This window comes from Amycolatopsis sp. CA-161197, from assembly GCF_050942255.1.
Classification (GTDB): Bacteria; Actinomycetota; Actinomycetes; order Mycobacteriales; family Pseudonocardiaceae; genus Amycolatopsis.
This window is the reverse complement of sequence record NZ_CP192059.1, coordinates 4079020-4091438: the sequence shown is the minus strand read 5'-3', so window position 1 is coordinate 4091438 and position 12419 is coordinate 4079020. Positions and strand designations below refer to the sequence as shown.

General features: G+C 71.8%; 13 protein-coding genes. 9 read left to right on the top strand and 4 right to left on the bottom strand.

Annotation, left to right across the window (positions count from 1 at the left end; genetic code table 11):
* Positions 1 to 30 precede the first annotated feature (30 nt).
* The 4 genes from ACQPXB_RS19560 (at position 31) to ACQPXB_RS19545 (ending at position 3193) form a co-directional block, all read left to right on the top strand.
* A complete protein-coding gene (locus ACQPXB_RS19560; RefSeq protein ID WP_432854183.1) occupies positions 31 to 681 on the top strand; it encodes a TetR/AcrR family transcriptional regulator in 651 nt (216 codons plus the stop codon).
* Complete coding sequence (locus tag ACQPXB_RS19555) at positions 674 to 1681, top strand: nucleotide kinase domain-containing protein (protein WP_432854180.1); 1008 nt, start codon at positions 674 to 676, stop codon at positions 1679 to 1681. The genes ACQPXB_RS19560 and ACQPXB_RS19555 overlap by 8 nt, the downstream gene beginning before the upstream one ends.
* Positions 1682 to 1691: 10 nt before the next feature.
* Entirely contained in the window at positions 1692 to 2219 is a 528-nt protein-coding gene (locus ACQPXB_RS19550) for a GNAT family N-acetyltransferase (RefSeq protein ID WP_432854177.1), read from the top strand.
* A 140-nt stretch (positions 2220 to 2359) separates the two neighbouring features.
* A complete protein-coding gene (locus tag ACQPXB_RS19545; protein ID WP_432854174.1) occupies positions 2360 to 3193 on the top strand; it encodes an alpha/beta fold hydrolase in 834 nt (277 codons plus the stop codon).
* A 2-nt stretch (positions 3194 to 3195) separates the two neighbouring features.
* On the opposite strand, the gene ACQPXB_RS19540 is transcribed toward ACQPXB_RS19545, so the two are convergent.
* The 3 genes from ACQPXB_RS19540 to ACQPXB_RS19530 all read right to left on the bottom strand — a co-directional run bounded on the left by ACQPXB_RS19540 (position 3196) and on the right by ACQPXB_RS19530 (position 7304).
* Entirely contained in the window at positions 3196 to 3633 is a 438-nt protein-coding gene (locus ACQPXB_RS19540; protein WP_432854171.1) for a DUF417 family protein, read from the bottom strand.
* Between the two features lie 16 nt (positions 3634 to 3649).
* Positions 3650 to 5824, bottom strand: coding sequence for an alpha/beta fold hydrolase (locus ACQPXB_RS19535; RefSeq protein WP_432854168.1), 2175 nt, complete (start codon positions 5822 to 5824; stop codon positions 3650 to 3652).
* Positions 5825 to 6296: 472 nt separating this feature from the next.
* The gene (locus ACQPXB_RS19530) at positions 6297 to 7304 is read right to left on the bottom strand and encodes a GlxA family transcriptional regulator (protein ID WP_432854165.1); all 1008 of its coding nucleotides are present in this window, start codon (positions 7302 to 7304) and stop codon (positions 6297 to 6299) included.
* A gap of 175 nt (positions 7305 to 7479) precedes the next feature.
* On the opposite strand from ACQPXB_RS19530, the gene ACQPXB_RS19525 reads away from it, so the two are divergent.
* The 5 genes from ACQPXB_RS19525 (at position 7480) to ACQPXB_RS19505 (ending at position 11610) form a co-directional block, all read left to right on the top strand.
* Positions 7480 to 8214, top strand: coding sequence for an alpha/beta fold hydrolase (locus ACQPXB_RS19525; protein WP_432854162.1), 735 nt, complete (start codon positions 7480 to 7482; stop codon positions 8212 to 8214).
* Between the two features lie 117 nt (positions 8215 to 8331).
* Positions 8332 to 8970, top strand: a complete 639-nt coding sequence (locus ACQPXB_RS19520; RefSeq protein ID WP_432854159.1) for an HD domain-containing protein — start codon at positions 8332 to 8334, stop codon at positions 8968 to 8970.
* A gap of 13 nt (positions 8971 to 8983) precedes the next feature.
* A complete protein-coding gene (locus ACQPXB_RS19515) occupies positions 8984 to 10198 on the top strand; it encodes an MFS transporter (protein ID WP_366578640.1) in 1215 nt (404 codons plus the stop codon).
* A gap of 24 nt (positions 10199 to 10222) precedes the next feature.
* Positions 10223 to 11134: an NADP-dependent oxidoreductase gene (locus ACQPXB_RS19510; protein WP_432854156.1), complete on the top strand. Its 912-nt coding sequence runs from the start codon at positions 10223 to 10225 to the stop codon at positions 11132 to 11134.
* Complete coding sequence (locus ACQPXB_RS19505) at positions 11131 to 11610, top strand: cupin domain-containing protein (RefSeq protein ID WP_432854153.1); 480 nt, start codon at positions 11131 to 11133, stop codon at positions 11608 to 11610. The genes ACQPXB_RS19510 and ACQPXB_RS19505 overlap by 4 nt, the downstream gene beginning before the upstream one ends.
* 51 nt (positions 11611 to 11661) lie before the next feature.
* On the opposite strand, the gene ACQPXB_RS19500 is transcribed toward ACQPXB_RS19505, so the two are convergent.
* The gene (locus tag ACQPXB_RS19500; RefSeq protein ID WP_432854150.1) at positions 11662 to 12354 is read right to left on the bottom strand and encodes a TetR/AcrR family transcriptional regulator; all 693 of its coding nucleotides are present in this window, start codon (positions 12352 to 12354) and stop codon (positions 11662 to 11664) included.
* Positions 12355 to 12419: the final 65 nt, after the last annotated feature.

Here is a 12419-nt window from a genome sequence, read left to right as displayed (position 1 = left end):
TGCCCCGAGGTGCGGGGTAACGTGCGGCCGGTGAGTCAGCGATCCGTCGAGCCGGGGTTCCGCCCGCCCCAGCAGGCGCGCAGCCGGGAGTCCCTGCAGAAGGTGCTGGCCGCGGCCGAGCAGGTGCTCGCCGACGGGGGCATCGAGGAGTTCACCGTCGGTGCGGTTGCCGATCGGGCGGGGCTGTCGGTCGGCGCGATCTACCGCCGGTTCGCGGGCAAGGACCAGCTGCTGTACGCGGTGAAGGACGACCTGCTCGGCCGGCTGGAAACCACCGTCGTCGAGGCGCTTCGCTCGCCGGCGCCCGGGCTTCGCGGGGCCGTCGCCGCGTTCACCGAGGCGCTGGCGCAGACGTTCACCCGCCACGGCCGGGTCTTCCCCGAGTTGCTCGACGCCCAGCGTGCCGAGGGCCGCGACCGCGGGCTCCAGGCGATGGCCGCGATCCAGGGGACGTTCGTCGACGCCGCCGAAGCCTGTCTCGGCGAGGTCCGCCGCCCGGACGGCGCGCTCGCCCTCCGGATGGCGGCGCGGACGATCATCGGGTCGTGCGTGCACCGCGCCGCGTCCGGCCGGTTCTGGCCGGACGACCTGACGTGGCGCGCGTGGGCGGCCGAAACGGCCGAGATGGCGCTGGCGTACCTGACGTCGCCGGGAAATCCGGAGCCCGGCCGCGGTGAGTGAGTCCATTCCGGACATCACCGTCGCGGGCCGGAGGCTGCGGCCGAGCCCGGTTTTCGACACGTACTGGCGTTTCGCCGCCGCGCGCCAGGAGGCGTACTTCGCGCGGCTGCGCGACAACGGGACTGCGCCGAGTGATCCGATCCTCGCCCGCCACCGGTTCACGAACTGCTACCGCGCGGCGGACCGGGTGAGCCAGTTCGCCATCCACGACGTGGGTTACGGCGGCCCGCAAAAGCCGCGCGACGTGGTCTTCCGGATGCTGCTGTTCAAGTTCTTCAACAAGATCGACACCTGGCGCCTGCTGGAGGCCGAGCTCGGCACCGTCACGTGGGCGTCGTGGCAGCCGGCGGCGGCCCGCGCGGTCCTCGACGCGGCCCGGCACGCGCTGTACTCCCCTGCCTACATCATCCCGCCACCCCGGCTGGGCGGCACCCGCAAGCACCACGACCACCTGCTGCTCGCCGAGACGATGATCCACGACGGCCTCGCCGAGAAGCTCCAGGACGCCCACGGCCTGGCGAACGTGTTCGCGCTGCTGCGCGCCTACCCGGGGCTCGGCGACTTCCTGGCGTTCCAGTTCTCGATCGACCTCAACTACACGGCCGTGCTGGACTTCTCGGAAAACGACTTCGTCGTCGCCGGCCCGGGCGCGCGCGACGGCATCCGCAAGTGCTTCGGCCCCGCCGCCCACGGCATCGAGGACGCGGTGATCGCGTACATGTCCGACACGCAAGAAGCCCACTTCGCTCGGCTCGGCCTGCGCTTCGCGTCCCTGGGCGGCCGCCGCCTGCACCGCGTCGACTGCCAGAACCTGTTCTGCGAAGTCGACAAATACGCCCGCGTCGCGCACCCGGCCGTCCCCGGCATCTCCGGACGGACCCGCATCAAGCAGCAGTACCACCGCAACGGCGACCCGATGCCGGCTCCGTGGTTCCCGCCGAAGTGGGGCATCACCGAAGCCGTCCGAGCGCAAGCCGCAGCTGTCGTGGTCCCGCGATAGGTTGCGCTTCATGACCTCCTGGCCCCCCGCCCCGATCAGGACGGCGCGGCTCGTGCTCCGCCAGTCCGAGGCGCGCGACCGCGCGGCCGTGATCGAACTGCTCGCCTCACCCGAGGTCGGGACCTACCTCGGCGGCCCGCAATCGCGCGACGAGCTCGAACGCACCGCGCCCGAGGTGCCCGGGCGGCGCTTCGGTTTCTTCGTGGTCGAACTCGACGGGGAGACGATCGGCATGATCACGCTCGACCGGCGCGACGCGGCGCGTCCGGGCCGGTTCCGGCCCGGCGCCGAGACGACCGAGATCGGCTACCTGTTCCTGCCGCGCGCGTGGGGATTCGGGTACGCCGAAGAGGCGTGCACGGCGGTGCTCGGCTGGTTCGCAGGAGCCGGCGAACCGGTGGTGCTCTGCACCCGGACCGCCAACGAGCGCTCGATGCGGCTCGCGGCGAAGCTGGGGTTCACCGAGGTCGAGAAGTTCGAAGAGTTCGGCGCCGAGCAGTGGTTCGGCGTCTGGCATCCGACCGCCGAGGTCGATTGAGTCCCCCTTGTCAAGGGACAGTCCTTACCCGAAAGCCTCCAGCTGGGCCCTGGGCCGCGGCGTAACGTGATCATGGCCGGACGCCGTTTGGGCCACAGTGGACAGACGGTATCTACCGCCGACAAGGGGAGTTCTCAACCATGAACCGCACAGAACCGCACCATCCCGAGAATCCGGGCGCCACGGGATCCCCGGCGAGACTGACCCGGCGGTCCTTCGCGGGCATCGCTGCGCTGGGCGCCGCCGGGGTCGCGCTCGCCGTGCCGGGTTCGGCGGGCGCGGTCACGCGGCCCGTGGCGCGGCGGTCCGTCGTGCTCGTCCACGGCGCGTACGCCGACGGGTCGTGCTGGGCGGAGGTGATCCCGCGGCTGCAAGCCGCCGGGATCACGGTCACGTCGGTGCAGAATCCGTTGACCTCGCTCGACGACGACGTGGCCGCGACGCGGCGTGAGCTCGACCTGCAGAGCGGCCGGACCGTCCTCGTGGGCCACTCCTACGGCGGTTCGGTGATCAGCCAGGCCGGTGACCACCCCGCCGTCGACTCGCTCGTCTACCTGTCCGCGCAGGCGCCGAGGGCCGGCGAGGACTACCCCGCGCTCACCGCGCGGTTCCCGGCCGCGCCGGCCAGTGCGGGCCTGGTGTACCAGAACGGTTTCGGCCACCTGACCGAAGACGCGTTCCTCAACGACTTCGCCAACGGCGTCCCCACCGCCCAGGCGCGGGTCCTCTACGCCGTCCAGGGCCGCGTCGCGCAGGATCTCTTCGCGACCAAAACCACCGTCGCCGCCTGGGAAACCAAGCCGAGCAGCTACGTGATCACCACGGCCGACCGCACGACGTCACCCGAGCTCCAGCGCTTCGTGGCCGCCCGGATGAAGGCGCGCACGACGGTGGTCGACTCGGGCCACCTGTCGTTCATCACGCATCCCGACGTCGTCACCCGAGTCATCCTCGAGGCCGTGCACCGGGCCTGAACCTACGAATGGTCGGCGGCGCTCAGCGAGTCCGCGGCGGTCAGAAGGGAGGCGCCGAGCAGCACCCCGTCCTTCAGGAGGGCCTCGCCGAGCACGGACAGCTGCGACATCCGGTGCCCCTCGCGCCACGCTTCCGGTGTGGTGACGAGGAAACTGAGCGTGCCGACCATCATCGCCGCGGCCCCGAGACTGCCGGCGGCGAACGCACGGGGCACGAGCGGCTTCGCCGCGATCAGGGAACCCAGCACGATCTGCGTGGTCCCGATGACCCGGCCGAGGTTGCGGGCGCCCCACTTCTTCCGCGGCCACGCGGTGAGCGGGCTCGCGGTGACGAGGGGCTCCGCGTTCTCGATCTCGTAGTCCTGGAACTTCAGCACCCCGACCCACACGAAGCACGTCGTCAGCCCGTACCGCATCACCGGCAGCGCGGCGGCGGCCAAGGCGCCGGCACACTCGTCACCGCACGGCCTGGACCGCGCTCGCGATGAGCCGCAGCACGTCGTCGGGGTGGGAGACCATCGCGACGTGGTTCGTCGCGACCTCGACGGTCGTGGCCTTCATGCGCGCGGCGAACTGCCGCTGAGCGTCGGGCGGGATCGCCTGGTCGCCCTCGGCCACCAGGAACCACGCCGGGTGCGACTTCCACGCCGGGGCACCCATCACCTCTTCGAGGGCCGAGAATGCGAGCGGCTGCTGCACGGCGAACATGACCCGTGCCTTCACCGGGTCGACGTCGGCGGCGAAGTGGTTCACGAAGTCGTCCTCGGGCAGCCACGCGAAGCCCTGCTTGTCGACGTCGAGGTGCGCCAGCGCCGGGCTCACGGGGCCCTTTTCCAGCAGCTTGCCGATCGTCTCGCCCTCGTCGAGGCCGAACCCGGCCACGTAGACCAGGCCGACGACGTTCGGCGCGTCGGTCCCCAGCGCGGTGATGATCTGACCGCCGTACGAGTGTCCGGCGACGATCGTCGGGCCGTCCTGGCGGGCCAGCACCTGGCGCAGCCGCGCGACGTCGCCGGCCAGCGACGCCTCCGCGAACTGCGGCGCGGTGACCCGGAAGCCGTCGGCCTGCAGGCGCTCGATCACCGCGCTCCAGCTGGAACCGTCGGCCCACGCGCCGTGGACGAGAACGATGTTCGGACGTTGAGCCATGCCGGTTCCTCCCGGGGCAGCCGTTTCAGGGCCCTTGGAGACTGGCGCGGCGGGCGCCATCGCCTCATCACCCCCGGCTAGTGAACCCTCGCGCGGGCCGAGCCACGCGGCCACCACGTGGGCCACGACCACCGCCACGATCACCAGCGGCATCACGGCCAGCCCGTCGGACGAAAGCAGCAGCGTGGCGAGCAGGACGGATGTCAGCGGCAGGCGCAGCATGACCACGCACATCGCGCCGATCCCCATCGCCACCCCGGCGACGAGCGGCAGCCCCGGCAGGTGCGACAGCGCGATGCCGCCCGCGGCGCCGAGGAACATCGCCGGGAAGATCGGGCCGCCGCGGAATGCCGACAGCGTCACGCCGTACGCGAGTCCCTTGCAGGCCAGCAGGAGCAGCAGCATCGGAACCGAGTACGCCGCGCTGGTCTCCAGCAGCGTCGGCAGCGCCGTCTCGCCGGAGAACAGGACGTCCGACAGGCTGCCGCCCGCGGCGGTGTAGGCGATCGCGAGCCCCGCGACCACGAGGCCCGCCACGGGGGTCAGCAGCAGGACGTGGTTCTCCACGCGCGAGTGCAGCAGCAGCGACAGCCGGCGAATGCCCGTGCCCAGCACCGCCGCGGCCGCGCCGATGCCGAGCGCCCAGCCGAACTGCGCGAGGTCGGGGTGGGTGAACGGCGGCAGCTCGGGCAACGCCAGCGACGCCGCGCCCAGGCCGGTCAGCGAGTCGAGGCCGATGAAGAGCAACGTGCCGATCCCGGCGGCCAGCAGACCGGGCAGCAGCACCAGCCCCATGGTCGCACCGGCCAGCCCGGACGCCTCCATCAGCAGGAACGCGCCCAGGATTGGCGACCCGAGCAGCGCGCTGATCGCCGCGAAGCTCCCCGTCGCCGCCACCACGGCACCGACCTGCTTCGGCGCATGCGGGCGGGCGAGCCGCACCGCGCACACCCCGAGCCCGGCACCGAGGGCGATCAGCGGCGCTTCGGGCCCGAGCACCGCCCCCAGCCCGAGCGTCGCCAACGCGGCCAGCAGCACGCCCGGCAGCTGTATCGGCGTCGGCTGCTGGCCGGGCGTGAACCCGTAGACGGGCGGATGGCCGCCCCCACCGGGCAGGTACCGCACCGCGACCGCGACCAGCACCCCGCACAGCACCAACGGCGGCACCGGCCACCACCACGGCGGCCCCCCGAACCCGAGCGCGCGCGGCAGATCGGTGTACACCCAGCTCTGGAGGGCGCCGACCAGCTGGAGGAAGAAGTACGCCGCCGCGGAGATGGGCACCCCGATGATCGCGGCGAGCACCAGCAGACGCAGGTAGGCGGGTGAGCGAAGCCGCGCCGCAGCGCCCGGCTGAGCGGGTTGGCTCGGCTGACCGGGTTGGGTCGGCGGCCCCGGCTGCACCTGCCCGCGCGGCTGATCCGCCCGGCCCGTCCCGTCCGAGGTACCGCCGGCCGACGCAGGCGTAGCCGTGTCCGCCATGCTCCGCCCTCCTCCGCCGTCGGCCCCGCCACGCCGGCACGCCACTCGCACCGACGTAGGCGGACGACGCAACGGTGCTCGCCGCGGGTCCGCGAAACATCGCCCGTCCCAGGTGAGCCGGATCGGCCTCGCCGCGGCGAACCCCGGTCACGCCGCAGACAGTGCGAGCCGCGTGGCAGTCGCGACCAGCCTGACGAACGACAGAAACCTCGCCGGACACGGCGGACCTGCACTGCGACCCGCAACTCAGCAAGCCGAGCCGGCAACGCCAGACGTCCTGCCGCGGGCGGCCAAACCTCACCCACGCAGGTCAGGCTTGAGGTGTTCACTCAGCGACACGCACGCCGAGCGCCCGAGCGGCGAACGCCGGGCGTTCGCCACAAGCCGGCCCGCGTCGCCGCGAGCCTGGGTCGGCCCGGCGAACGACGGCCGCGACGTCGAGCTGCCAACCGACCCTGACGGCCGCGAAGAACTACCCCGCGTTGGCCCGCCGAGCCGTGCTGAACCGGCGTTGGTAAGCCGCCGGGCTGATGGACAGCTTCCGCGCGAACACGCGCCGCAGAGCTTCGTAGCTGGGGAAGCCGGCCAGGGTCGCGGCCTGGGTGGCGTTGTGGCCTTGGTCGAGCAGGGCCCGGGCCAGGTCGAAGCGGATGTTCTCCACGTAGCGGGCCGGGGTGGTGTCCAGTTCGTCGTGGAAGAGGCGGGTGAGCTGGCGGGTGCTGACGTTCAGGTGCTTGGCGAGGTCGCCCAGCGAGTGCCGGGCGCCGGGGTTGGCCGTGACCAGGTCGGTGATGGTGCGCAGGGCCGGGGAGCGCGGCGGCGGGCCCTGCAGCGGCGCCGAGAACTGCGACTGCCCGCCCGAGCGCTGCAGGTACACGACCAGCGACCGGGCGACGTCGCGGGTCAGGTCGGGGCCGTGGTCCTCCTCGACGAGGGCCAGGGCCAGGTCGATGCCGGCGGTGACGCCGGCGGAGGTGTAGGTGGTGCCGTCGCGGACGTAGATGGCGTCGGGCTCCACGCGGCACGTCGGGCAGCGGGAGGCGAGCTCGTGGGTGACCTTCCAGTGCGTGGTCGCGCGCTTGCCGTCGAGCAGGCCTGCGGCGGCGAGGACGAACGCGCCCGTGCAGATCGAGGCGACGCGGCGGGCGCCGTCGACCGGAACGCGGGCGGCTTCGGCCAGGTCGCACGGCACGGGTGTGCTCGGGAAGAGGTCCGAGCCGGCCACGAGGTAGGTGTCCGGCGCGGGCTCGGAGCGCACGGAGCCCTCGACCGCGACCTTGAACCCGAGGTTCGACACCACGTCCTCGCCCGTCGGCGACACGAGCACGATCCGGTAGTGGGCACCGAACCGGTTGGCCTCCTTGAACACCTCCGCCGGGCCCGCGACGTCCAGCAGCGTCACCCCGTCGAAGACCAGGATCGCCACGACGCGCTCAGGCGAACCCGGCCGGGCGGTCGTGGAGGCGGGAGACGGGCGCACAGGGCATTGGTAGCACACCGTCACCACAAAAGTGAGCCGAACGAGTTTCGTTACACTACTTGACCGTAACGGAACTGCTCGCTACGTTCCCTACGTCACAGGCCCGACCGAGAAGCAGGTCCGGCACGGGCCGCGAGCCCTCTGGCAACGAAGCCACAGGAAGGTGAATCGAACCATGGTGGAGACGTACGTTCTGGTTCCGGGCGCGTGGCACGGCGCGTGGGCGTGGCGGCCGGTCGCCCAGCGGCTGCGCGCCGCGGGGCACAACGTGGTCGCCCTGACGCTGCCGGGCCTCGCGGACGGCGACGATCCCCGGCGTTTCACGCTCGAGGACACAGTGGACTTCGTCGTGACTTTCCTCGAAGCGCACGACCTGACCGACGTCACGCTGGTCGCCCACAGCTGGGGCGGTTACCCCGTTTTCGGTGCGGCCCACCGGGTTCCGCACCGGGTGCGCCGCCTCGTTTTCCACAGCGCGTTCGTGCCGGAGCAGGGCGTGGCCCTCGTGGACGACGTCCCGCCGGGGCACGCGGCGCTCTTCCGGCAGCTCGCGCAGGAGTCGGGCAACCATTCCGTGGTCCTGCCCTACCCCGTGTTTCAGAGCGCCTTCGCCCAGGACACACCCGAACCGACGCAGAAGCTGATCTACGAACTGCTCGTCCCCCAGCCGATGAGCTACTTCGAACAGCCCCTGCACGCCCCCGCGCTGTCGACGCTCGGCCTGCCGATCAGCTACCTGGCCGGCGAATGCGACCTGGCGATGCCCCCGGGCGATTACGCGTGGTGCCCGCGGTTCCCCGCCCGGCTCGGCGTCGAGCCGATCACCGTTCCGGGTGACCACGAGGCGTTTCTGACCCGGCCCGACGCCTTCGTCTCGGCACTCCTGCATTCACACACCGTCGACGGCTGAACCGCGCGTCCCGATCTGAGTGGTTCCTGGCCGGACAAAGGCGGCACCGCGGGCGCCTCGATCGGCACCATGGAGAAGGACAGAATCCGTCGAGAAAAGAACGGAAGCGCAGCAGTCATGTCAGAGATCATCGCGGGTGTGGAGATCCCGGAGACGGAAGCGGTCGCCGAGGCGTCGCGCCTCATCCAGGAAACGACCAACCCGCTCATCTACCACCACTCCCGCCGGGTTTACTTCTTCAGCCAGTTCCACGCGCAGCGGCTCGGCGTGAAACCCGATCCGGAACTGCTCTACCTGGCCGCGATGTTCCACGACACCGGGCTCATCACGCCGTTCTCCGACGTGGAGCAGCGCTTCGAGGTCGACGGCGCCGACCACGGGCGCAAGTTCCTGCTGGACCGGGGTTTCTCGCACGAGGCCGCGGACACCGTGTGGACGGCCATCGCCCTGCACACCACGCCGGGAATCCCCGGGCGCATGGGCCCGGAAATCGCCACGACCCACCTCGGTGTGCTCACCGACGTGCTCGGTTTCGGCTTCGACGGTCTGGACCTCGCCCAGGTCGAGGAAATCCTCGCCTTCCACCCGCGCGGCGATTTCAAGAACGATTTCCTGCGCACCTTCGTCGACGCGCTGAAGCACCGCCCGGAAACCACCAACGGAACGGTGAACTCCGACATCCTGGAGCACTTCATCCCCGATTTCCGCCGCACGACCACGGTCGAGCGCATCACCGGCTCGCCCTGGTCAAGCTGACCCGGACGTCGAGATGGACGACCGACACAGCCTGAGCCGGGGGGCTTCCTTCGCTCTGCTCGTCTTCGCCAACGTGCTCCTCATGGCGTCGACGAGCGCGCCCTCGCCGATCTACCCGGTGTACCTGCAGCGGTGGGGCTTTTCGGTGACGATCCTGACGGTCGTGTTCGCCGTGTACGTCGCCGGCCTGGTCGGCGCGCTGTTGACGGTCGGTTCACTGAGTGACCACGTCGGGCGCCGGCCGGTGCTGGTCGCGTCGCTCCTCGTGGCCGCGGCCGGCACGGCGATCTTCTGGGCGGCCGGCGGGGTCGGCGCGCTCGTGACCGCCCGGATCGTGCAGGGCCTCGCCACCGGGATGGCGACGGGCGCGCTGGCCGCCGGGCTGGTCGAGCTCTCCCCCGCCGATCGCCCGCACCGCGGCCCGATGATGACCGCGGTGGGGACGAGTTTCGGGCTCGCCGCCGGCGGTGGGCTGACGGGCCTGCTCGTGCAGGCCGGCCCGCACCCCGACGCGGTGGTCTTCCCGGTGCTCACCGTGGCGTTCATGGTCGTCGCCGCGCTGGTGTTCGCCATCCCCGAGACCGCCGGCCGGCGCCCCGGAGTGCTGGCGTCGCTGCGCCCGCGCGTCCGCGTGCCGCGCGAGACGCGCCCGGCGTTCCTCGGCGCGGTGCCCGCCATCGTCGCGGGGTGGGCGTTGACCGGGTTGTTCCTGGCGCTCGCCCCTTCGCTGGTGACCGACGTCCTGCACGTGCGGTTCGGCGCCGCGGGCGGCCTCGCCATCGCGGTGCTGTTCCTTGCCAACAGCGCGGGCGGGTTGTGGGCGGCGCGGCACTCGGCCCGGATCGCGACGCTGATGGGCGCGGTCGGACTGGTCGTGGGCTCGGCGGTGCTGGCCGGCGCGCTGGGCTTCGGCTCCGCGGCCGGCTTCCTCGTCGGGTCGGTGATCGCCGGGCTGGGCGTCGGCCTGACGTTCACCGGAACCCTGCGCGGGATCAGCGCGGCCACCACCACGAAGACACGCTCGGAAGTGTTTTCCGCCGCGTATGTCGTGAGCTACGCGGCGCTGAGCCTCCCGTCGCTCGCGGCCGGGCTGTTGGAGCCGTACTGGGGGCTGGAGACGACGGGCTACGCGTACCTCGCGTTCGTCGGGGTGCTGTCCGTGAGCGCCGCCGTGCAGTCCTCTTCGTCCCGGCGGGTCGCCCAACTCGTCGCATCCCAACACCACTGAGTGATTGTCCGGAAAGGACCCGACATGCAAGCCATCACCGCACAGGACCAGAACGCGGGCATCGCCGGCCTCAAGCTCGCCGAGGTGCCCCACCCGCACGCCGCCGAGAACGACGTCATCGTGCGCGTCCACGCCGCCGGCTTCACCCCGGGCGAGCTCGACTGGCCCGGCACCTGGACCGACCGCGCCGGGCGCGACCGCACGCCGAGCGTGCCCGGGCACGAGCTGTCCGGCGTCGTCGCCGAGCTCGGGTACGGCACCACCGGCCTGAGCGTCGGGCAGCGCGTGTTCGGCCTCACCGACTGGCTGCGCGACGGCGCCCTGGCCGAGTACACCGCCGTCGAGGCCCGCAACCTCGCGCCGCTCGCCGCGGACATCGACCACACCGTGGCCGCGGCGCTGCCGATCTCGGGGCTCACGGCGTGGCAGGCGCTGTTCGACCACGCTTCGCTGTCCGCCGGCCAGACCGTGCTGATCCACGGCGCCGCCGGCGGTGTCGGGTCCATCGCCGTGCAGCTCGCCCACGAGGCGGGCGCCCAGGTGATCGGCACCGGCCGCCCCGCCGACCGCGACTTCGTGCTCGGCCTCGGCGCGCACTCCTTTGTGGACACCGCCTCCTTCGAGTCGGCCGGCCCGGCCGACGTCATCCTCGACGTCATCGGCGGCGAGGTCCTCGAGCGCTCGACGAAGCTGCTGCGCCCCGGCGGCACCGTCGTCACCATCGCCGCCCCGCCCGAGGTCCAGCCGGCCGACGGGCGCGCCGTCTTCTTCGTGGTGGAACCGGACCGCCTGCGCCTGGCGGACCTCGCCCAGCGCGTCCGCGACGGACGGCTCAAGCCGATCGTCAGCACCGTACGCCCGCTCGCCGAGACGGCGGACGCCTTCGCCCGCCGCCAGCGGACTCCGGGCAAGACGATCATCCAGGTGGCGAAGTGATCCGCCCGCGGGTCGCCGGCGGCCTCCTGCTCACCGCGGTGGCGGTCGCCGGCTGCTCGTCCGCCACGCAGTCCCCGCCGGCCGCTCCTGTTTCGGCTCCGGCTTCTGTTTCGGCTCCGGTCTCGGCTTCCGGTCATCCGGCCGAGACCCTCACCCCGCTCCTCGCCCAGGCCCTCCCGAACATCCCGGGGAAGACGTTCACCTCGTCGATCGTCACCTTCCCCCCGTCCGCCAGCGCGGCCCCGCACCGCCACGGCGACGCCTTCGTCTACGCCTACGTACTCGAAGGCACCATCCGCAGCCAGCTCGAAGGCCAGCCCGCCCGCACCTACCACCAGGGCGACAACTGGACCGAACAGCCCGGCGCGCACCACGTGTCCACGGACAACGTCAGCGCGACCGAACCGGCGAAACTGCTGGTGGTGTTCGTGGCGACGACCGGAGAACAGCTGAAAGTCGACGACCCGCACGGCTGACCGCTGTGAACCCGGTCCGGCTCGACAACCTCACCGCTTCGCGACCAGTGATCAAGAAGTGGTGAGGTTGTCCAGCATCAGCGACAGCGTGAACTCGAACCGCTCGTGACCCGAGCCCGACGTCAGCTCGGCCGCGTGCCGGCGGGTGTGCGGGAACCGCTCGGCCGGCAGCGCGCCCAGCCGCTCGACCAGATCCTCCCGGCTGAGCACCCAGGCGTCGTCCGGGTTCTTCTGGCGTTGGTGGACCAGTGAGCGTTCCCAGGCGTACGCGGTGACGTACAGCGTGAGTGAGTCCAGGGCCCACGCGGCGGTCTGTGCGGGGACGCCGCCGGCGAGCAGGAGGCCCAGGATGCCCTCGCTGACGCGCAGGGTCTCCGGATGGGTGGGGACGAGGGCGAGCGCCGCGCGGGACACGCCGGGGTACTGGAGGTAGCGGTCGCGCAGCTGGGCGTAGACGTCGTGGATCTGCTGCCGCCACCGCGCGGGGTCCGGCTCGGGCAGCGAGATCTCCGAGCAGAGCCGGCCGATGAGCAGGTCGTCGAGGTCGGTTTTCGTGGTGATGTGGGCGTAGAGCGACGACGGCCCGGTGCCCAGCACGGCCGTGACGCGGCGGATGGTCAGCGCGTCGTAGCCCTCGGTGGCGACGACCTGCAGGGCCGCGTCCGTGATCCGCTCGGCGGTGATGGGCGGTTTGCGGGAAGCGGCAGACGCGGAGCGCTGAGCACGGCGGGAAGCGGCGGGCATGAGCACCACCCTACCTTGACACGAACTTAGTTCGTCATTTAGAACTTTGTTCGTGACTACCGAAC

Excerpts from the sequence above, each read along its gene's own strand:
- ACQPXB_RS19550 (WP_432854177.1), top strand. The coding sequence starts at position 1,692 with ATGACCTCCTGGCCCCCCGCCCCGATCAGGACGGCGCGGCTCGTGCTC.
- ACQPXB_RS19545 (WP_432854174.1), top strand. The coding sequence starts at position 2,360 with ATGAACCGCACAGAACCGCACCATCCCGAGAATCCGGGCGCCACGGGA.
- ACQPXB_RS19535 (WP_432854168.1), bottom strand. The coding sequence starts at position 5,824 with ATGGCGGACACGGCTACGCCTGCGTCGGCCGGCGGTACCTCGGACGGG.
- ACQPXB_RS19525 (WP_432854162.1), top strand. The coding sequence starts at position 7,480 with ATGGTGGAGACGTACGTTCTGGTTCCGGGCGCGTGGCACGGCGCGTGG.
- ACQPXB_RS19520 (WP_432854159.1), top strand. The coding sequence starts at position 8,332 with ATGTCAGAGATCATCGCGGGTGTGGAGATCCCGGAGACGGAAGCGGTC.
- ACQPXB_RS19515 (WP_366578640.1), top strand. The coding sequence starts at position 8,984 with ATGGACGACCGACACAGCCTGAGCCGGGGGGCTTCCTTCGCTCTGCTC.
- ACQPXB_RS19510 (WP_432854156.1), top strand. The coding sequence starts at position 10,223 with ATGCAAGCCATCACCGCACAGGACCAGAACGCGGGCATCGCCGGCCTC.
- ACQPXB_RS19500 (WP_432854150.1), bottom strand. The coding sequence starts at position 12,354 with ATGCCCGCCGCTTCCCGCCGTGCTCAGCGCTCCGCGTCTGCCGCTTCC.